Origin of the sequence: Pseudomonas sp. NY15181, assembly GCF_048068055.1 — a bacterium.
Taxonomy (GTDB): domain Bacteria; phylum Pseudomonadota; class Gammaproteobacteria; order Pseudomonadales; family Pseudomonadaceae; genus Pseudomonas.
The window spans coordinates 327,080-345,814 of sequence record NZ_JBLUPT010000001.1 but is presented as its reverse complement, the minus strand read 5'-3'; the positions used below and the strand labels follow the sequence as shown (position 1 = coordinate 345,814).

At 66.2% G+C, this 18,735-nt stretch carries 18 protein-coding genes; 13 read left to right on the top strand and 5 right to left on the bottom strand.

The features are described 5' to 3' along the window. Window positions 1-27: 27 nt before the first annotated feature. The gene (gene lptG / locus ACNFBT_RS01595) at window positions 28-1,095 is read right to left on the bottom strand and encodes an LPS export ABC transporter permease LptG (protein WP_416745856.1); all 1,068 of its coding nucleotides are present in this window, start codon (window positions 1,093-1,095) and stop codon (window positions 28-30) included. After that, window positions 1,088-2,212, bottom strand: coding sequence for an LPS export ABC transporter permease LptF (lptF, locus tag ACNFBT_RS01590; RefSeq protein WP_416745854.1), 1,125 nt, complete (start codon window positions 2,210-2,212; stop codon window positions 1,088-1,090). The genes lptG and lptF overlap by 8 nt, the downstream gene beginning before the upstream one ends. Window positions 2,213-2,413: 201 nt before the next feature. Here lptF and ACNFBT_RS01585 point away from each other — a divergent pair, with 201 nt between their 5' ends. The 11 genes from ACNFBT_RS01585 (at window position 2,414) to rlmF (ending at window position 14,358) form a co-directional block, all read left to right on the top strand. Further along, window positions 2,414-3,901, top strand: a complete 1,488-nt coding sequence (locus ACNFBT_RS01585) for a leucyl aminopeptidase (protein ID WP_416745852.1) — start codon at window positions 2,414-2,416, stop codon at window positions 3,899-3,901. A 34-nt stretch (window positions 3,902-3,935) separates the two neighbouring features. Then, window positions 3,936-4,364 (top strand): DNA polymerase III subunit chi, encoded by a 429-nt coding sequence (locus ACNFBT_RS01580; protein WP_416745851.1) that lies wholly within the window; start codon window positions 3,936-3,938, stop codon window positions 4,362-4,364. A gap of 19 nt (window positions 4,365-4,383) precedes the next feature. Continuing rightward, entirely contained in the window at window positions 4,384-4,764 is a 381-nt protein-coding gene (locus tag ACNFBT_RS01575; RefSeq protein ID WP_416745849.1) for a DNA polymerase III subunit chi, read from the top strand. A 226-nt stretch (window positions 4,765-4,990) separates the two neighbouring features. After that, entirely contained in the window at window positions 4,991-7,840 is a 2,850-nt protein-coding gene (locus ACNFBT_RS01570) for a valine--tRNA ligase (RefSeq protein WP_416745847.1), read from the top strand. A gap of 87 nt (window positions 7,841-7,927) precedes the next feature. Continuing rightward, on the top strand, window positions 7,928-8,218 hold the full coding sequence (locus tag ACNFBT_RS01565; protein WP_416745845.1) for a nucleotidyltransferase family protein: 291 nt from the start codon (window positions 7,928-7,930) through the stop codon (window positions 8,216-8,218). Next, entirely contained in the window at window positions 8,211-8,564 is a 354-nt protein-coding gene (locus tag ACNFBT_RS01560) for a DUF86 domain-containing protein (protein ID WP_416745843.1), read from the top strand. Before ACNFBT_RS01565 ends, ACNFBT_RS01560 begins: the two co-directional genes overlap by 8 nt. A 218-nt stretch (window positions 8,565-8,782) precedes the next feature. Then, window positions 8,783-10,438, top strand: a complete 1,656-nt coding sequence (locus ACNFBT_RS01555; protein WP_416745842.1) for a thiamine pyrophosphate-binding protein — start codon at window positions 8,783-8,785, stop codon at window positions 10,436-10,438. Window positions 10,439-10,550: 112 nt separating this feature from the next. Continuing rightward, window positions 10,551-12,380 (top strand): SLC13 family permease, encoded by a 1,830-nt coding sequence (locus tag ACNFBT_RS01550; RefSeq protein ID WP_416745840.1) that lies wholly within the window; start codon window positions 10,551-10,553, stop codon window positions 12,378-12,380. 32 nt (window positions 12,381-12,412) lie between these two features. Beyond that, window positions 12,413-12,709 carry a winged helix-turn-helix domain-containing protein gene (locus ACNFBT_RS01545; RefSeq protein WP_207887515.1) on the top strand — a complete coding sequence of 99 codons (297 nt, stop codon included), beginning with the start codon at window positions 12,413-12,415 and terminating at the stop codon, window positions 12,707-12,709. 9 nt (window positions 12,710-12,718) lie between these two features. Further along, window positions 12,719-13,297 carry a VTT domain-containing protein gene (locus ACNFBT_RS01540; protein ID WP_416745837.1) on the top strand — a complete coding sequence of 193 codons (579 nt, stop codon included), beginning with the start codon at window positions 12,719-12,721 and terminating at the stop codon, window positions 13,295-13,297. 59 nt (window positions 13,298-13,356) lie between these two features. Continuing rightward, window positions 13,357-14,358: a 23S rRNA (adenine(1618)-N(6))-methyltransferase RlmF gene (rlmF, locus tag ACNFBT_RS01535; protein WP_416745834.1), complete on the top strand. Its 1,002-nt coding sequence runs from the start codon at window positions 13,357-13,359 to the stop codon at window positions 14,356-14,358. Window positions 14,359-14,361: 3 nt separating this feature from the next. Here the strand turns inward: rlmF and ACNFBT_RS01530 are convergent, their stop codons facing one another. Both ACNFBT_RS01530 and ACNFBT_RS01525 read right to left on the bottom strand, forming a co-directional pair. Beyond that, window positions 14,362-14,904: a hydrolase gene (locus tag ACNFBT_RS01530; protein WP_416745832.1), complete on the bottom strand. Its 543-nt coding sequence runs from the start codon at window positions 14,902-14,904 to the stop codon at window positions 14,362-14,364. Between the two features lie 28 nt (window positions 14,905-14,932). Next, window positions 14,933-15,475, bottom strand: a complete 543-nt coding sequence (locus tag ACNFBT_RS01525) for a gamma carbonic anhydrase family protein (protein WP_152225410.1) — start codon at window positions 15,473-15,475, stop codon at window positions 14,933-14,935. A 90-nt stretch (window positions 15,476-15,565) separates the two neighbouring features. On the opposite strand from ACNFBT_RS01525, the gene prlC reads away from it, so the two are divergent. Together prlC and ACNFBT_RS01515 are read left to right on the top strand one after the other, a co-directional pair. Further along, window positions 15,566-17,611: an oligopeptidase A gene (prlC, locus tag ACNFBT_RS01520; RefSeq protein ID WP_416745829.1), complete on the top strand. Its 2,046-nt coding sequence runs from the start codon at window positions 15,566-15,568 to the stop codon at window positions 17,609-17,611. Beyond that, window positions 17,611-17,880, top strand: a complete 270-nt coding sequence (locus tag ACNFBT_RS01515) for a YheV family putative zinc ribbon protein (RefSeq protein ID WP_416745827.1) — start codon at window positions 17,611-17,613, stop codon at window positions 17,878-17,880. The genes prlC and ACNFBT_RS01515 overlap by 1 nt, the downstream gene beginning before the upstream one ends. A 66-nt stretch (window positions 17,881-17,946) precedes the next feature. On the opposite strand, the gene ACNFBT_RS01510 is transcribed toward ACNFBT_RS01515, so the two are convergent. After that, window positions 17,947-18,600, bottom strand: coding sequence for a Dps family protein (locus ACNFBT_RS01510; protein ID WP_416745825.1), 654 nt, complete (start codon window positions 18,598-18,600; stop codon window positions 17,947-17,949). Between the last annotated feature and the right edge of the window lie 135 nt (window positions 18,601-18,735).

The following is an 18,735-nucleotide window of genomic DNA, read 5'->3' as shown; positions in this document are numbered from 1 at the left end:
GTCCCCCTCGGTCCTACCAGGCCCAGATCACCCCGCCCGTCGCAGCAACAGCATGCCGAGGAAGGCACAGATCGCCGCGGGCACCAGCACCGCCAGCAGCGGCGGGAAGTTGAACACCTGGCTGGATGGGCCGAGCAGATCCTGGGCGATCCGGAAGCTGAAGCCCACCAGCACGCCGGTGAACACACGCTGCCCCAGCGTCACGCTGCGCAGGGGGCCGAAGATGAAGGAAATCGCCATCAGCACCAGCGCCGCCGTGACCAACGGCTGCATGATCTTGGTCCAGAACGCCAGCCAATAGCGGTTGGCGCTCAGCCCCTGGTCCTGCAGGTAATGGATGTAGTCCCACAGCCCACTGATCGACAGGGCCTCCGGCTCCGTCACGACGGTGTTCAGCAGTTGCGGAGTGAGCTGGATATTCCACGGCTCGTATTTCGCCTCACGCACTTCGCTGCGCTTCTCATCCGTGTGCAGTACCGTGGTGGTCACGTTCTCCAGCACCCACTGGTTGTCGCGGAAGCGCGCACGCTTGGCGAAACTGGAGGTCTGCAGGCGGCGCGCATCGTCGAAGTTGTAGCGGGTCACGCCCAGCAGCACACCGTCGGAGCGCACCACGTTGATCTGGATGAATTCATGGCCCTGGCGGTGCCACAGGCCGTTGCGCGAACTCAATACCCCGCCGTCGCTCTGGGCCAGGGCACGGTCGTTCTGGGCCTGGGTCTCGGTGTAGGGCACCACGTACTCGCCGAGCAGGATACCGGCGAACATCAGCACCAGCATCGGCTTCATCACCGCCCAGACGATACGCTGCAGCGACACGCCAGCGGCACGCATGATGGTCAGTTCGCTGCTGCTGGCCAGGCTGCCGAGGCCCACCAGGCAACCGATCAGCGCGGCCATCGGCAGCATGTCGTAGGCGCGGCCGGGGGCGGTGAGGAGCACGAACTTGAGGGCATCGACGAGGGTGTAGGTATCGTTGATCTGGCTCAACTGGTCGACGAAGGCGAACAGCTCCGCCAGGCCGAGAATCACCCCGAGCACGGCAAGGATGGAGAGGAAAACGGTGACGCCGATGTAACGGTCCAGCTTACGCATGCTTCGGCTCCCGCCCAGAATTCGCCCGTGCAGCGGCCAACTTGAGCCTCAGCGGTTCCCAATACAGCAGCAGCAATCCGATCGCCAGGAACAGTGCGTGGATCCACCACAGGCCCAGTGCGAGGGGAATCTTGCCCTTGTCGAGCATGCCACGGCCGGCGATCAGCAGCGCCAGATAGGCCATATAGAGCAGGACAGCCGGCAGCAGCTTGAGGAAGCGGCCCTGACGCGGATTCACCCGCGAGAGCGGCACCGCCAGCACGGTGACCACGAAGACCAGTAGCGGAATGGAAAGACGCCATTGCAGCTCGGACCTCATGCGTACGTCATCGCTACCGATCAGCTCGCTGGTGGGCACAGCATCGCGGTCGTCGATCTCACTGCTGACTTCCGGCTTGGGCAGCAACACACCATAGGTGTCGTACTTGATCGTCCGGTAGTCGGCCTGCCCCGGCAAGCCGTCGTAGCGATAGCCGTCCTTGAGGATCAGGTAGCGGCTGCCGTCGGCGTGGATCTGCTGCTCGCCACTGCTGGCCACCAGCACCGAAGCGCTGCCCGCCTTGCCGTTGCGCGGCGCATTCTTGTCGGCAATGAACACCCCGCCCAGTTGCGTGCGTTCATTGGCCAGGGTCTCGGTATAGGTCACCCGCGAGCCGTCGCGCATCGACTGGAAACGCCCCGGCGCCAGGGTATCGAACTCGGTCATCGCATCCTGTTTGTTCAGCAGCAGCTGCATCTGCGCGATGCCCTGCGGCGCCGCCCACAGGCTCAGCCAGGCCACGATCAGCGCCACCAGCAAGGCCGGGGCCAGGGTGTAGGCCGTCAGGCGCTGCTGGCTCATGCCAGTGGCGGTCAGCACCGTCATCTCGCTGTCCAGGTACAGCCGCCCGTAGGCCAGCAGTACGCCCAGGAACAGCCCCAGCGGCAGGATCAACTGGAGGAAGCCCGGCAGGCGCGTGCCCATGATCATGAACAGCGAGCCCGGATCGAGCATGCCTTGGGCGGCCTGCGCCAGGTATTTGATGAAACGGCCGCTCATGATGATGACCAGCAGCACGGCACTCACCGCGCTCATGGTGATCAGCACTTCACGGGACAGATAACGGAAGACAATCAAACCGGACACTCCAGGGTTGTCACGCTCAGGCGGCTACGCTCAAACTAGCCGTCGTGAAGCGTTTGCCGGCCCGCGCGAGCGCGATCCAGCGAAAATAGCCGGCATTATCCTGCGATTCGCCAGGCCTGTCACTGCGCAGTCTGCCTGAGCCTCGCGGACCACCTTGCCATCGTGAGCCTTTTGTCCTGGGGACACCAAGCCATGGAATTCCTTGTAAAAAGCGTACGCCCGGAAACCCTGAAAACCGCCACCCTGGTCATCGCCGTCGGCGAAGGCCGCAAGCTCGGCGCCACCGCCAAGGCCGTTGACGACGTCACCGGCGGTGCCATCGGCACCCTGCTCAAGCGTGGTGACCTGGCGGGCAAGGTTGGACAGACGCTACTCCTGCAGGATTTACCTAACATTAAGGCCGAGCGCGTGCTGCTGGTCGGCGCCGGCAAGGAGCGCGACCTCTCCGACCGCGCCTACCGCAAACTGGTTTCCTCGGTCCTCGCCACCCTGAAGAACCTGGGCGGCGGCGACGCCGTGCTGGCCCTGGGTGATCTCGCCGTGAAAGGCCGCAACGCCCACGGCAAGGCGCGCCTGCAGGTGGAGACCCTGGCCGATGGCACCTACGTCTTCGACCGTTTCAAGAGCCAGAAGGCCGAAGCGCCGAAACTGAAAAAGATCACCCTGCTGGTCGACAAGGCCGATGCCGCCGCCGTCGAACAGGGCGCCAAGGAGGCCCAGGCCATCGCCAACGGCATGGCCCTGACCCGCGACCTGGGCAACCTGCCGCCGAACCTCTGCCACCCGACCTTCCTCGGTGAACAGGCCAAGGCGCTGGGCAAGGAATACAAGGGCCTGAAGGTCGAAGTCCTCGACGAGAAGAAACTGCGCGAGCTGGGCATGGGCTCCTTCCTTGCCGTCGCCCAGGGCAGCGACCAGCCGCCGCGCCTGATCGTGCTGCAGTACAACGGCGGCAAGAAGGACGAAGCTCCGCACGTCCTGGTCGGCAAGGGCATCACCTTCGACACCGGCGGCATCAGCCTCAAGCCCGGCCTGGGCATGGACGAGATGAAGTTCGACATGTGCGGCGCCGCCTCCGTGTTCGGCACCTTCCGCGCCGTGCTGGAACTGCAGCTGCCGATCAACCTGGTGGGCGTGATGGCCTGCGCCGAGAACATGCCCAGCGGCGGCGCCACCCGTCCGGGCGACATCGTCACCACCATGAGCGGGCAGACCGTCGAAATCCTCAACACCGACGCCGAAGGCCGCCTGGTGCTGTGCGACGCGCTGACCTACGTCGAGCGCTTCAAGCCGCAATCGGTGGTGGACATCGCCACCCTGACCGGCGCCTGCATCGTCGCCCTGGGCTCCAACACCTCGGGCCTGATGGGCAACAACGACGCGCTGATCAAGCAACTGCTCAAGGCCGGTGAAGTCGCCGACGACCGCGCCTGGCAGCTGCCGCTGTTCGACGAATACCAGGAACAGCTGGACAGCCCCTTCGCCGACATCGCCAACATCGGCGGGCCGAAGGCCGGCACCATCACCGCCGGCTGCTTCCTGTCGCGCTTCGCCAAGAAGTACCACTGGGCGCACCTGGACATCGCCGGCACCGCCTGGATCAGCGGCGGCAAGGACAAGGGCGCCACGGGCCGCCCGGTTCCGCTGCTGACCCAGTACCTACTGGACCGCGCAAAGTAATGGCACAGTGCAACCTGCCGATGGGATCGAACGCATGACGCGCGTGGATTTCTACGTCATCCCCAGCGCCGATCCCGACGCACGCCTGACCATCGCCTGCCGCCTGGCCGAAAAGGCCTGGCGGCAAGGCATGCGCATCTTCGTGCTGTGCGCCGACGAGGCCCAGCGCGAAGCACTGGATGCGCGGCTGTGGAACTTCCGGGGCGAAACCTTCATCCCACACAATGCGGTGGAAGAAGATGCCGACTCGCCGGTGGTACTCGCCCTGGGCGAGCCGCCCCAGAGCCACCGGGACCTGCTGATCAACCTGACCCTGGCCATTCCCACCTTCGTCGACCACTTCAACCGGGTCGCCGAACTGGTGATCGAAGAACCGGCGATTCGTCAGGCCGCGCGGGAGAATTTCCGCCGCTACCGCGAGCAGGGCTATCCTTTGCAGGACCATCGCCTGCCGCGCCCTTGAGAACGCACCAGCCAAGACCATGGACAGCCGTAAGCCCCCGCACGACCCCGATCACCTGTTGGAAGACCTGAAATCGATCCAGGAACTGCTGGACGAGTCAGGCGCCGAGCCGCCGCTGCTCACCGAATCCTTCGAGCCGGACAACATCCCGCTGCTCTCCGATGTTGTTAGCCCGGCGACGCGCGCGCCGGAACCGCCCGCTGCCGAGCCTGCCGAGCCTGCCGAGCCGAAAGTCTCACCCCAGGCCAGCGAGCTCAATCGCCTGGACCTGGAGCTGCGCGCCGCCGCCCAATTGATCCTCCAGGACGTGATCGACGACTTCGCCCCGCAGATCGAGGCCGAACTGCAGCGCCGCCTGGAAGCGCGGATGCAGCGCCTGCTGGCCCAGCGCAAGAGTTGATCCAACGCCCCGCCTTGTACGCCGATTGACCTTGGTCCCTGGGCACGCCGAATTCGACCTCGACGCCGCCGACAATCCAAGCGTATTGGCGCACAACCGCGAACGGTTGTACGCCCTACGGATACGCCACCTGGAAAGCGCCCTGCCGCCCCGGTGGCCTGCAAGGCCCGCGCCCCGTTATACTCACCGGTTTTCCGTCTAGCCTTATCAGGGTCCCGCCGCGCTCATGGACAAGACCTACCAGCCCCACGCCATCGAATCCCACTGGTACCCCCTGTGGGAACAGAACAACTATTTCGCCCCGCAAGGTTCCGGCGAGCCGTACACCATCATGATCCCGCCGCCGAACGTCACCGGCAGCCTGCACATGGGTCACGGCTTCAACAACGCCATCATGGACGCGCTGATCCGCTACCGCCGCATGCAGGGCCGCAACACCCTGTGGCAGCCGGGCACCGACCACGCCGGCATCGCCACCCAGATGGTGGTGGAGCGCCAGCTGGCCGCCCAAGGCATCGCCCGTCATGACCTGGGCCGCGAGAAGTTCCTGGAGAAGGTCTGGGAGTGGAAGGACCAGTCCGGCGGCACCATCACCCGCCAGATCCGCCGCCTGGGTTCCTCCGTGGACTGGTCGCGCGAGCGCTTCACCATGGACGACGGCCTGTCTGAAGCGGTGAAGGAAGCCTTCGTGCGCCTGCACGAGGACGGCCTGATCTACCGCGGCAAGCGCCTGGTCAACTGGGACACCAAGTTCCACACCGCCATTTCCGACCTGGAAGTGGAGAACCATGACGAAAAGGGCCACCTCTGGCACCTGCGCTACCCGCTGGCCGACGGTCACAAGACTGCCGACGGCAAGGACCACCTGGTCGTCGCCACCACCCGTCCGGAAACCCTGCTCGGTGACAGCGCGGTCGCCGTGCACCCGGAAGACGAGCGTTACGCCGCCCTGATCGGCACCTTCGTCGACCTGCCGCTGGTGGGCCGCCGCATCCCGATCATCGCCGACGACTACGTCGACCGCGAGTTCGGCACCGGCTGCGTGAAGATCACCCCGGCCCACGACTTCAACGACTATGAAGTCGGCAAGCGCCATGACCTGCCGCTGATCAACATCTTCGACAAGAACGCCGCCGTGCTCGCCACTGCCCAGGTGTTCAAACTCGACGGCAGCGTCAACCCCGACTTCGACGCCAGCCTGCCGGCCGCCTATGCCGGTCTCGACCGCTTCGTCGCGCGCAAGCAGATCGTCGCCGACTTCGAAGCCGCCGGCTTCCTGGAAAAGATCGACGACCACGCGCTGAAAGTGCCCAAGGGCGACCGCTCCGGCACCGTCATCGAGCCCTGGCTGACCGACCAGTGGTACGTCTCCACCAAGCCGCTGGCCGAACCCGCCATCGCCGCCGTGGAAGACGGCCGCATCCAGTTCGTGCCCAAGCAGTACGAGAACATGTACTTCAGCTGGATGCGCGACATCCAGGACTGGTGCATCAGCCGCCAGCTGTGGTGGGGCCACCGCATCCCCGCCTGGTACGACGACGCCGGCAACGTCTACGTCGGCCGCAACGAGGCCGAAGTGCGTGCCAAGCACAACCTGGGCGACGCCAACCTGCGCCAGGACGAAGACGTCCTCGACACCTGGTTCAGCTCGGGCCTGTGGACCTTCTCCACCCTTGGCTGGCCGGAACAGACCGAATACCTGAAGACCTTCCACCCCACCGACGTGCTGGTGACCGGCTTCGACATCATCTTCTTCTGGGTTGCGCGCATGATCATGCTGACCATGCACCTGATCAAGAATGGCGACGGCACCGCGCAGATCCCGTTCAAGACCGTCTACGTCCACGGTCTGGTGCGCGACGGCCAGGGCCAGAAGATGTCCAAGTCCAAGGGCAACGTGCTCGACCCGCTGGACATCGTCGACGGCATCACCCTCGATGAGCTGCTGGAGAAACGCACCAGCGGCATGATGCAGCCCAAGCTCGCCGAGAAGATCGCCAAGCAGACCAAGGCCGAGTTCCCCGAAGGCATCGCCAGCTATGGCACCGACGCCCTGCGCTTCACCTTCTGCTCGCTGGCTTCCACCGGTCGCGACATCAAGTTCGACATGGGCCGCGTCGAGGGCTACCGCAACTTCTGCAACAAGCTGTGGAACGCCGCCAACTTCGTCATCGAGAACACCGATGGCAAGGACACCGGCGTCAATGGCGAGCCGGTCGAGCTGTCCTCGGTGGACCGCTGGATCATCTCCGCCCTGCAGCGCACCGAGATCGAAGTCGCGCGCCAGCTGGACGCCTTCCGCTTCGACCTGGCCACCCAGGCCCTCTACGAGTTCATCTGGGACGAGTACTGCGCCTGGTACCTGGAACTGGTCAAGCCGGTGCTGTGGGACGAGAACGCGCCGATCGAACGCCAGCGCGGCACCCGTCGCACCCTGGCGCGCGTGCTGGAAACCGCACTGCGCCTGGCGCACCCGTTCATGCCGTTCATCACCGAGGAAATCTGGCAGCGCATTAAAGGTGCCGCGGCCAAGAGCGGTGACACCCTGATGCTGCAACCCTGGCCGATCGCCGACGAGGCGAAGATCGACGCCGCCGCAGAAGGCGACATCGAGTGGGTCAAGGCCCTGATGCTGGGCATCCGCCAGATCCGTGGCGAGATGAACATCTCCATGGCCAAGCGCATCGACCTGGTGCTGAACAACGCCTCGCCCGAAGACCACCGTCGCCTGGCCGACAACGAGCCGCTGCTGATGAAGCTGGCCAAGCTCGAGACCATCCGCGTGCTGGACGAAGGCGAAGAACCGCCAATGTCCGCCACCGCGCTGGTCGGCGACCTGCAGGTGCTGGTGCCGATGGCCGGCCTGATCGACAAGGCTGCCGAGATGGCCCGCCTGGACAAGGAAATCCAGCGCCTGGAAGGCGAAGTCAAGCGCGTGGGCGGCAAGCTCGCCAACGAAGGCTTCGTCGCCAAGGCCCCGGCCGACGTCATCGAGAAGGAACGCGCCAAGCTGGCTGAAGCCGAGCAGGCGGTAACCAACCTGATCCAGCAGCGCGAGAAGATCGCCAGTCTGTAAGCGTCATCCACAAGGCCCGCCAATGCGGGCCTTGTGCTTTTCGCTTGTGCTACCTTCAGGCGTATTCCCTGACCCGGCGCCACTGCCATGAATCGCGAAAACGTCCTGACCCTGCTGGAAAGCTGCAAACCCGAGCTGTCTCAGCGCTTCGGCGTGGTCCGGCTCGCCCTGTTCGGCTCCACCGCGCGCGACGCCGCCGGCCCCGACAGCGACATAGACGTTCTGGTGGACTTCGACGGCCCCGCTACTTCGGAACGCTACTTCGGTGTGCAGTTTTTCCTCGAAGACCTGCTGGGCAGCGATGTCGACCTGGTGACCGAAAAAGCCTTGCGCCCCGAACTGCGCCCCTTCATCGAAGCGGAGGCAGTGAATGTCTGAACGGCCGGAGCGAGTCTGGTACTTCTATATCGACGACATGGTGGTCTGCGCGGAGAAAGTCCTGGGCTACTGCGCGGGGCTGGACCAGCAAGCGTTCGTCGACAACGCACTGGTCTATGACGCCACCCTGCGCAATCTGGAAATAATCGGCGAAGCGGCAACGCGCATTCCCCAAGATGTGCGGCAAGCCCATTCGCACATTCCCTGGCGTATGCTGGTCGCCACTCGCAATCGTCTGATCCACGGCTACCTGGGCATCGATAACGATACCCTGTGGAGCATCGTTTGCGATGAGGTGCCTCCCCTGCTTGCGCAATTGCGCATATTGCGCCAGCAGCAACCGTAATACGCCACATCACCTCATAGAGCCCCTCTTTTGCGCGACTGCACGCGCGAACGAACCGAAAGTCGCCAGCGTCATTCCGGCACGGAATGACCTCGCGAAGAATGGTCACTTGGCGCTCGCCGCGCTTTGCATCGAAGATCGCAACGCCGGGCCGCTCCAGGGGTTCGTCGGCGCTCTACCAGGAGCGGCACCGGCACCACCCAAGGAGCCCGAAGTCCATGTCCGACCTCCCCATCCGCAACGGCGGCCAGATTCTCGTCAATGCCCTGCAGCAGCATGCGGTGGACACCGTCTACTGCATCCCCGGCGAAAGCTACCTGCCGGTGCTCGATGCCCTGCACGACGCTCGCGGCATCCAGACCATCGTCACCCGCCACGAAGGCGCCGCCTCGAACATGGCCGACGCCTACGGCAAGCTGACCGGCCTCCCCGGCATCTGCTTCGTCACCCGCGGGCCGGGCGCGACCCATGCGGCCAACGGCGTGCACACCGCGATGCAGGATTCGACGCCGATGATCCTCTTCATCGGCCAGGTGGAAAGCGCCTTCAAGGGGCGCGAAGCCTTCCAGGAAGTGGACTACCGGCAGATGTTCGGCGGCCTGGCCAAGTGGGCCACGGAGATCGACGACATCCGCCGCATCCCGGAAATCGTCGCCCGTGCCTTCCGAGTCGCCCAGTCCGGACGGCCCGGCCCGGTGGTGATCGGACTGCCGGAGGAAGTGCTGTTCGGCTCCGCGCAGGTCGCCGATCTGGCACCGACACCGATCACTCGTGCGGCCCCGGGGGCTGACGCCCTGGCCGAACTGCGCAAGCGCCTGAGCCAGGCCAAGCGCCCGCTGCTGATCGTCGGCGGCACCGGCTGGACCCTTGAGGCCTGCGAACAGGTTCGCCGCTTCGCCCGTGCCAACCGCCTGCCGCTGGTGGCCTCGTTCCGCCGCCAGGACCTGATCGACAACCGCGACGAGCAGTACGCCGGCCAGCTCGGCTTCGGCGCATCGCCCAAGCTCACGGCGCGGGTGCAGGAAGCCGACCTGCTGCTGGTGCTCGGCTCGCGCCTGAGCGAAACGCCCACTGCCGGCTACACCCTCATCCAGAGCCCGCGTCCGCGGCAGGGCATGATTCACGTGTACGCCGATGCCAGCGAATTGGGCCGCGTCTACCAGGCTGACCAGACCATCGAGTCCGGTATGCCGGAGATCGCCGCAGCGCTGGCCAGCCTCGCCCCCCTCGCCGAAACGCCGTGGGCCGACTGGACCGCCGCCGCGCGCGCCGACTACCTCGCTTACGCCACGCCACCGCAGAATCCCGAACCGCCGCAGGGCGTGGACCTGGCGCGGGTCGTCGAGTACCTCGCTCAAACCCTCCCCGACGACGCGGTGATCAGCAATGGCGCCGGCAACTACGCCGTCTGGGTGCATCGTTTCTATCGCTATCGCAGCCCGCGCAGCCAGCTCGCGCCCACCAACGGCGCCATGGGCTATGGCTTCCCGGCGGCGATCGCCGCGAAGCTGCGCGACCCGCAGCGCAGCGTGGTGTGCTTCGCCGGCGACGGCTGCTTCATGATGTACCCGCAGGAGCTGGCGACCGCCGTGCAGTACGGCGCCGCGCTGACGGTCATCGTGGTCAACAACGGCATGCTCGGCACCATCCGCATGCACCAGGAGCGCGAGTACCCGGGACGCATCAGCGCGACCGAGTTGCGCAACCCCGACTTCGTCGCCCTCGCCCGGGCCTTCGGCGCCCACGGCGAACTCGTCGAGCGCACCGAGGACTTCGCCGCCGCGTTCGAACGCGCCCAGGCCAGCGGCAAGCCGGCGCTGATCGAACTGCGCACCGATCCCAAACAGATCACGCCCATCGCGCGCCTGCCGTAACGGTGCGATTCACCGCCGCGCAGGACCGCAGGCTTCGCTAAGCTGCACCGGGTCAAGACATTGCGCCCGCCTCGGCGGGCACAATGGCGCCGAATATCCGCTAGGGAAGCGCATGAGCCTGCCACTGATCTGGGTCCTGTTTCTGCTCGCCACCGCCGTGGCGCTGTTCGTCATCAACCGTCCGCGCATGGACGTGGTCGCCCTGCTGGTGATGGTCGCCCTGCCCCTCTCCGGCATCCTCAGCGTGCAGGAATCGCTGGCCGGCTTCGCCGATCCCAACGTGATTCTCATCGCCGCGCTGTTCGTCATCGGCGAAGGCCTGGTGCGCACCGGCGTGGCCTACCGCATCGGCGAATGGCTGACGCGCCGCGCAGGCGCCAGCGAAACGCGTCTGCTGGTGCTGCTGATGCTCGCCGTGGCCGGGCTCGGTTCGGTGATGAGCTCCACCGGCGTGGTCGCCATCTTCATTCCCGTGGTGCTGAGCATCGCCGCGCGCCTGCATGTGTCGCCACGGCGACTGATGATGCCGCTGAGCTTCGCCGGGTTGATCAGCGGCATGCTCACCCTGGTCGCCACCGCGCCCAACGTGGTGGTGCACAGCGAGCTGGTACGCGAAGGCTCGCCGGGTTTCGGCTTCTTCAGCTTTACGCCGTTCGGCCTGGTGATCCTCGCCCTGGGCGTTGGCTACATGCTGGTCGCACGCCGCTGGCTCGGGGACGACGACGGCGATGCCGGGCAGAGCCTCAAGCGCCGCACCCTGGGTGACCTGATCCGCGACTACCAGCTGGCCGGCCGCGAACGCCGCCTGCGCATCCGCGCCGACTCGCAGCTGGTGGGCGCGAGCCTGGGCGACGTGGAGCTGCGCGCCCGCGCCGGCACCAACGTGGTGGCCATCGAGCGCATGGTGCACTTCCGCGTGAAGATCCTCGGCCCCAGCGCCAACATCGTCCTGCAGGCCGGCGACGTGCTGCTGGTGGACATCTACGGCGAGCGCGGCGACCTGCTCGGCCTGTACCACGAGTACGGCCTGGAACCGCTGAGCCTGCAGGGCGACTACTTCACCGAGCGCGCCCATGAAGTGGGTATGGCCGAAGTGACCCTGCCGCCGGAATCCGCGCTGCAGGGCAAGAGCGTGCTGGAACTGGGCTTCCGCAGCCAGTACGGGCTCAACGTGGTGGGCCTGCGGCGCAACCGCGAGGCGCTGGTGGACGGCCTGCTGGAGGCCAAGCTGAAGGTCGGCGACACCCTGCTGGTGATCGGCGCCTGGAAGGATATCCGCCAGTTGCAGGCCCGTGGCCGCGACTTCCTGGTGCTCAGCCTGCCAGCCGAGGTGGACGAGGCCGCCCCCGCCGCCAGCCAGGCACCCCACGCGCTGTTCAGCCTGGCGGTGATGGTGATCCTGATGGTCAGCGGCCTGGTGCCCAACGTCATGGCCGCGCTGATCGCCTGCCTGCTGATGGGTGCCTTCCGCTGCATCGACATGGACAGCGCCTACCGCGCCATCCACTGGCAGAGCCTGCTGCTGATCGTCGGCATGCTGCCCTTCGCGCTCGCCCTGCAGAAGACCGGCGGCATCACCCTGGCGGTCAACGGCCTGGTCGGCGTCCTCGGCGATGCCGGGCCCTACGCGATTCTCGCCAGCCTCTTCGTGCTCACCGCACTGATCGGCCTGTTCATCTCCAACACCGCCACCGCCGTGCTCATGGCGCCCGTCGCCATCGCCACGGCGAAAGCCCTCGACGCCTCGCCCCAGGCGTTCGCGATGATCGTCGCGCTGGCCGCCTCGGCCGCCTTCATGACACCAATTTCGTCGCCGGTGAACACCCTGGTGCTCGGCCCCGGACGCTATCGCTTCGGAGATTTCGTCAAGGTTGGCGTACCCTTCACGATTCTGGTGATGATCGTCAGCGTTCTGCTGGTACCCTGGCTGCTGCCGCTGTAGCAGATCCACAAGGCCAACAAGGAAACGTCTCGATGGAAGTGAGCAAGACCAAAAGCAGTTTCTACCGCCGCCTCTATGTCGCCTGGCTGATCGACAGCGGCACCGCCACCAGCGTCCCGGCCCTGATGGAAGCCACCGGCATGCCCCGGCGCACGGCGCAGGACACCCTGGCCGCGCTGGCCGACCTGGACATCGACTGCGCCTTCGAGCAGCACGACGGCGAACGCAACAACGCCGGGCACTACCGCATCCGCGACTGGGGCGCCATCGATCCGCGCTGGATCGCCCAGCACCTGGCGCAGATCAAGGACGTCCTGCAGTACCCCTGAGTCCGTCCCATGCAGTCCCTTCCATCCCCGATCTGGCGTTATCGCCGACTGATCCTGCTGCTGGCCTTCGCCCTGGTGCTGTACGCGCTCTACCGCGCCAGCGGCCTGCACGAGGATTTCAGCCTCGACTACCTGCGCAACGAGCTGCAGGACAACCGCGTGCGCGGCCTGCTGCTGTTCGTCGGCCTGTTCGCCCTGGGCAACCTGCTGCACATTCCCGGCCTGCTGTTCCTCGCCGCCGCCGTGCTGGCGCTGGGCAAGCTGTGGGGCGGGCTGATCACCTACGGCGCGGCGGTGTTCTCCTGCGGCTTCACCTTCCTGGTGATACGCGCGGTGGGCGGCAACGGCCTGCGTCTGCTGAACAACCGGGTCACCCGCGCGGTATTCAGCCACCTAGACCAACGCCCAGGCATCTGCGTCTTCCTCCTGCGCCACGCCTTCATGACCTCTCCGACGCTGAACTACAGCCTCGCCCTCTCGGGCGTCGGCTTCGCACCCTACATGCTCGGCACCTTGTTCGGCCTGCCGATTCCGCTGCTGCTCTGCTGCCTGCTGTTCGACCGACTGGGCAACGTGCTGCTCGGCTGAGGCGCGCCACGCCCATCTGTGGGAAAATCGCCCACCGCTTCCCAGCCCCGCGCCCCGTCATGCCGAAACCGCCGAAACGCCCCACCGCCAAACCTGAAGCCCTGCGCGACCCCGCCGCCAAGCGGCCGAACCTGTTGCACCCGCGCAACCGGCATCAAGGGCACTATGATTTCCCGGCGCTGATCGAGGGCTGCCCGGAGCTGGGCCGCTTCGTCATCACCAATCCCTACGGCAAGCCGAGCATCGACTTCGCCAACCCCGAAGCCGTGCGTGTGTTCAACCGCGCGCTGCTCAAGGCGCAATACGGCATCGCCCGGTGGGACATTCCCGCCGGCTTCCTCTGCCCGCCGATTCCGGGCCGCGCCGACTACGTGCACTACCTGGCCGACCTGCTCGGCGAGGAGAACGGCGGCCGAGCGCCGCGCGGAGCCGGCCTGCGCCTGCTGGACGTCGGCGTCGGCGCCAACTGCATCTACCCGCTGATCGGCCACCGCGACTACGGCTGGCGCTTCCTCGGCTCGGACATCGAACCTGCCGCGCTCGCCTCGGCCCACGCCATCCTGAACGGCAATCCGGGCTTGAACGAGGCCATCGAGCTGCGCCAGCAGCACGACCCGCAGCACATCTTCCGCGGCCTGCTCGGCGCCGATGAGCGCTTCGACGCGACCCTGTGCAACCCGCCCTTCCACGCATCGCCCGAGGAAGCCAGCAGCGGCAGCCGGCGCAAGTGGAAAAACCTCGGCAAGCTCGACCCCTCGCGCAAACTGCCGACGCTGAACTTTGGCGGGCAGAGCAACGAGCTGTGGTGCGAGGGTGGCGAGATCGCCTTCCTGCGCAAGCTGGCGGCGGAAAGTGCGGAAGTCGGCAAGCAGGTGCTATGGTTCAGCTCGCTGGTGTCCAAGGCCGGCAATCTCGACGAGTTCCGCCGCGCCCTGAAGAAGGCCGGCGCCGTCACCGTGCGCAGCGTGGACATGGCCCAGGGGCAGAAGCAGAGCCGCTTCGTCGCCTGGACCTTCCTCGAACCCGAGCAGCGAGCGACGTGGCGCGCGCAGTGGAAGTGACGCTCAGCGGATGAACTGCTTGCTGACCTCGCGGAACACTTCCGTACCGGCGCGTTCCAGCCACTCGAAGGCGACCATCTCCCGCGAGACGATCATCGCCCCGGCCTGACGCATGCGCTCCAGCGCCAGCGCCTTGTCCCTCGGGCGGCGCGAGCCCACGGCCTCGTCCACCACGAACACCTCGCGGTCCTCGGCCAGCAGCCCCAGCACCGTCTGCAGCACGCAGACATGCGCTTCGGTGCCACAGACCACGAACTGCCGGCGCTCGCCGCCGTTCATCTGCAGCAGGCCGGGATCGGTCACGGCGGAAAAGGCGATCTTCTCCAGCACGGCCTCGGCCGGCAACGCCTCGCGCAGTGCCGGCAGGGTCGGCCCCAGGCCCTTGGGATACTGCTCGGTCGCCAGCACCGGCACACCCAGGCGCTGCGCAACCGCCAGCAGCCAGGCCGTGTGTTCCAGCACCGATTCGGCCTCATGAATGGCCGGGAACAGGCGCTCCTGGATATCGACGATCAGCAGGGTGGACGTCTGGGCGCGTAACAGCATGGCGGTCTCTCCTCTGGTCGGTGGGTGGTCAGCCGGCATAACCCTCGGCGATGTGCTGGTCCTTGAGCTTCACATAATTGCCGGCGCTGTAGGTAAAGAAGGCGCGCTCCTTGTCGGTCAGCGGACGGGCCTTCTTCACCGGGCTGCCGACGTAGAGGTACCCGCTTTCCAGCACCTTGCCCGGCGGCACCAGGCTGCCGGCGCCGAGTATCACCTCGTCCTCGATCACCGCGCCGTCCATCACGATCGACCCCATCCCCACCAGGATACGGCTGCCGACGGTGCAGCCGTGCAGCAGCACCTTGTGACCGACGGTCACATCGTCGCCGATGGTCAGCGGGAAGCCATCCGGGTTGAAGGGCCCGGCGTGGGTGATGTGCAGCACGCTGCCATCCTGCACGCTGGTACGCGCGCCGATGCGGATGCGGTGCATGTCGCCGCGGATGGTGACCAGCGGCCACACCGAGCTGTCCGCGCCGATCTCCACGTCGCCGATCACCACGGCGCTGGCGTCGACGAACACGCGCTCGCCGAGCGATGGCGTTTTGCCCTGATACGAACGAATGGTCACGATAGCTGCTCTCCTAAAGTAAGCCTCTGGCTGCGAATACGGCCGATTGTATTTAAGATGGCCGAGTGTTTCTTCAACCAAGGTGCCACCGTGAGCGCGAATCCCCTTCTGCAGAGCTACGACCTGCCGCCCTTCTCGTCCATCCGTCCGGAACACGTGAAGCCGGCCATCGAGCAGATCCTCGCCGACAACCGCGCGGCCATCGCGCGCATTCTCGCCGGGCAGAACGGCACCCCGACCTGGGCCGGCCTGGTGCTGGCCATGGACGAACTGCATGACCGCCTGGGCAAGGCCTGGAGCCCGGTCAGCCACCTCAACGCGGTGTGCAACAGCGCCGAACTGCGCGAAGCCTACGAAGGCTGCCTGCCGCTGCTGTCCGCCTACTGGACCGAACTGGGCCAGAACCGCGAGCTGTTCAAGGCCTACGAATCGCTGGCCGCCAGCACCGAGTCCAAGGGCTTCGACGTCGCCCAGAAGACCATCCTCGAACACGCCCTGCGCGACTTCCGCCTGTCGGGCATCGACCTGCCGGCGGAACAGCAGAAGCGCTATGCCGAGATCCAGACGCGCCTGTCCGAACTGGGCAGCCGCTTCTCCAACCAACTGCTGGACGCCACCCAGGCCTGGACCAAGCACATCACCGATGAAGCGGCACTGGCCGGCCTGACCGATTCGGCCAAAGCGCAGATGCAGCAGGCTGCACAGGCGAAGGAACTGGACGGCTGGCTGATCAGCCTGGAATTCCCCAGCTACTACGCCGTGATGACCTACGCGCAGGACCGCGCCCTGCGCGAAGAGGTGTATGCCGCGTACTGCACCCGCGCCTCGGACGAGGGCCCGAACGCCGGGCAGAACGACAACGGCCCGGTGATGCAGGAAATCCTCGACCTGCGCCAGGAGCTGTCGCGACTGCTGGGCTTCAAGAATTTCGCCGAGCTGTCCCTGGCCACCAAGATGGCCGAGACCCCCGAGCAGGTGCTGAACTTCCTCCGCGACCTGGCCGTACGCAGCAAACCCTTCGCCGCCCAGGACCTGGAGCAGCTCAAGGCCTACTCCGCCGAGCAGGGCTGCCCGACGCTTTCGAGCTGGGACGCCAGCTACTTCGGCGAGAAGCTGCGCGAGGCGCGCTACAGCGTGTCCCAGGAAGCGCTGCGCGAGTACTTCCCGATCGACAAGGTGCTCTCCGGCCTGTTCGCCATCGTGCAGAAGCTCTACGGCATCCAGATCCGCGAGCTGAACGACTTCGAGCGCTGGCACCCGGACGTGCGTCTGTTCGAGATCGAGGAAAACGGCCAGCACGTCGGCCGCTTCTACTTCGACCTCTACGCCCGCGCCAACAAGCGCGGCGGCGCCTGGATGGACGGCGCCCGCGACCGTCGCCGCACCGCCGGTGGCGAGCTGCAAGCGCCGGTGGCCTACCTGGTGTGCAACTTCACCCCGGCCGTCGGCGGCAAGCCGGCGCTGCTGACCCACGATGAAGTCACCACCCTGTTCCACGAATTCGGCCACGGCCTGCACCACCTGCTGACCCGCGTCGAGCACGCCGGTGCCTCGGGCATCAACGGCGTGGCCTGGGACGCGGTCGAGCTGCCCAGCCAGTTCATGGAGAACTGGTGCTGGGAGCCGGAAGGCCTGGCGCTGATTTCCGGCCACTACGAGACCGGCGCGCCGCTGCCGCAGGACCTGCTGGAGAAGATGCTGGCCGCGAAGAACTTCCAGTCCGGCCTGATGATGGTCCGCCAGCTGGAATTCTCCCTGTTCGACTTCGAGCTGCACGCCACCCACGGCGACGGCCGCAGCGTGCTCGACGTGCTGGAAACCGTGCGCGATGAAGTCGCGGTCATGCGCCCGCCGGCGTACAACCGCTTCGCCAACAGCTTCGCGCACATCTTCGCCGGCGGTTACGCGGCCGGTTACTACAGCTACAAGTGGGCCGAAGTGCTGTCCGCCGACGCCTTCTCCCGCTTCGAGGAAGAAGGCGTGCTCAACCCGGCGACCGGCGCGGCCTTCCGCGACGCGATCCTGGCCAAGGGCGGTTCCCAGGAGCCGATGGCGCTGTTCGTGGCCTTCCGGGGTCGCGAGCCGTCCATCGACGCCCTGCTGCGCCACTCCGGCCTTTCCGAGGAGGCTGCGTGATGGCCGAGGTGAAGAAGCGCTTCATCGCCGGGGCTGTCTGCCCGGCGTGCAGCGAGCAGGACAAGATCGTCATGTGGGACGAGGACGGCGTGCCGCACCGCGAATGCGTGGCCTGCGGCTATGCCGACACCCTCAACGCCCAGGGCCAGTCGGTGCCCAAGGAGCTGACCACCCGCGTCAACGTCAGCGGCCTGAAGAAGCCCGCCGATCCCAAGGTGCAGGGCGTGCAGTTCTTCCCCAACCCGAAGCTGAAGAAGCCGGGCGAGTAACTTCACCCAGCCAATAAAAAAGCCGTTTCTCCGCAGGGAGAAACGGCTTTTTTCATGCCCCGGAAATCAGTGCCCGGTGCCGTCACCGCGGCGGCTGGTCTCGAACAGGAACCAGGTGCGCTGCTCGGTTTCGTCGATCCAGTTCTCGATCAGGCTGGCCGTGGCGATGTCGTGGTGCTCGTCGCACAGGTCATGGACTTCGCGCATGTAGGCGGTCAGCGCCTTGTTGTCCCCCTGCAGCTCGGCCAGCATGTCCAGCGGCTGCACGAACTCGGCGTCGTTGTCGAGGATGCGCTGGTCGCGGGCGATATGGCCGATGGAGCGGAGGGTGTTGCCGCCGATCTTGCGGGTGCGCTCGGCGATGACGTCGGTCATCGCGAAGATCTCGGTGGCATGGTCGTCCAGCAGCAGGTGGTAGTCGCGGAAGTGCGGGCCGCTGACGTGCCAGTGGAAGTTCTTGGTCTTCAGGTAGAGGGCGAAGACGTCGGCAAGCAGGCGGTTGAGCGCGGCGGAAAGATCGCGGGTAGCGTTCTTGCTCAGGTCCGAAGGCGTGGCCAGTGCCGCTGCGCGGCGCACGGCGGGCTTGGCGGCAGCCGGCTTGGCGGCTTTGCTGGCAGCAGGCTTGCTGGCGGCGGCCTTGGCGGCCGGCTTCGCTGCCGGCTTCGCAGCGGCGGGTTTTGCCGCCGCAGGTTTCTTCGGAGCCGATGCGGATTTCTTCATCACAAATCACCTCTACGAAAGATCACGATACCTGTGGATGCCTTCCCGTTCGGGACGTGGCTGACTTACGCGGTCTTGAGCCTATCTCGCTCACCGTTGTTTGCAAGTCGACAGCCGCTGGCGCCCATGCGTTCC

Bases quoted from the DNA above. Each gene is read 5' to 3' on its own strand.
- lptG (WP_416745856.1), bottom strand. From the start codon at position 1,095: ATGCGTAAGCTGGACCGTTACATCGGCGTCACCGTTTTCCTCTCCATC.
- ACNFBT_RS01585 (WP_416745852.1), top strand. From the start codon at position 2,414: ATGGAATTCCTTGTAAAAAGCGTACGCCCGGAAACCCTGAAAACCGCC.
- ACNFBT_RS01580 (WP_416745851.1), top strand. From the start codon at position 3,936: ATGACGCGCGTGGATTTCTACGTCATCCCCAGCGCCGATCCCGACGCA.
- ACNFBT_RS01575 (WP_416745849.1), top strand. From the start codon at position 4,384: ATGGACAGCCGTAAGCCCCCGCACGACCCCGATCACCTGTTGGAAGAC.
- ACNFBT_RS01570 (WP_416745847.1), top strand. From the start codon at position 4,991: ATGGACAAGACCTACCAGCCCCACGCCATCGAATCCCACTGGTACCCC.
- ACNFBT_RS01565 (WP_416745845.1), top strand. From the start codon at position 7,928: ATGAATCGCGAAAACGTCCTGACCCTGCTGGAAAGCTGCAAACCCGAG.
- ACNFBT_RS01560 (WP_416745843.1), top strand. From the start codon at position 8,211: ATGTCTGAACGGCCGGAGCGAGTCTGGTACTTCTATATCGACGACATG.
- ACNFBT_RS01555 (WP_416745842.1), top strand. From the start codon at position 8,783: ATGTCCGACCTCCCCATCCGCAACGGCGGCCAGATTCTCGTCAATGCC.
- ACNFBT_RS01550 (WP_416745840.1), top strand. From the start codon at position 10,551: ATGAGCCTGCCACTGATCTGGGTCCTGTTTCTGCTCGCCACCGCCGTG.
- ACNFBT_RS01545 (WP_207887515.1), top strand. From the start codon at position 12,413: ATGGAAGTGAGCAAGACCAAAAGCAGTTTCTACCGCCGCCTCTATGTC.
- ACNFBT_RS01540 (WP_416745837.1), top strand. From the start codon at position 12,719: ATGCAGTCCCTTCCATCCCCGATCTGGCGTTATCGCCGACTGATCCTG.
- rlmF (WP_416745834.1), top strand. From the start codon at position 13,357: ATGCCGAAACCGCCGAAACGCCCCACCGCCAAACCTGAAGCCCTGCGC.
- ACNFBT_RS01530 (WP_416745832.1), bottom strand. From the start codon at position 14,904: ATGCTGTTACGCGCCCAGACGTCCACCCTGCTGATCGTCGATATCCAG.
- ACNFBT_RS01515 (WP_416745827.1), top strand. From the start codon at position 17,611: ATGGCCGAGGTGAAGAAGCGCTTCATCGCCGGGGCTGTCTGCCCGGCG.
- ACNFBT_RS01510 (WP_416745825.1), bottom strand. From the start codon at position 18,600: ATGAAGAAATCCGCATCGGCTCCGAAGAAACCTGCGGCGGCAAAACCC.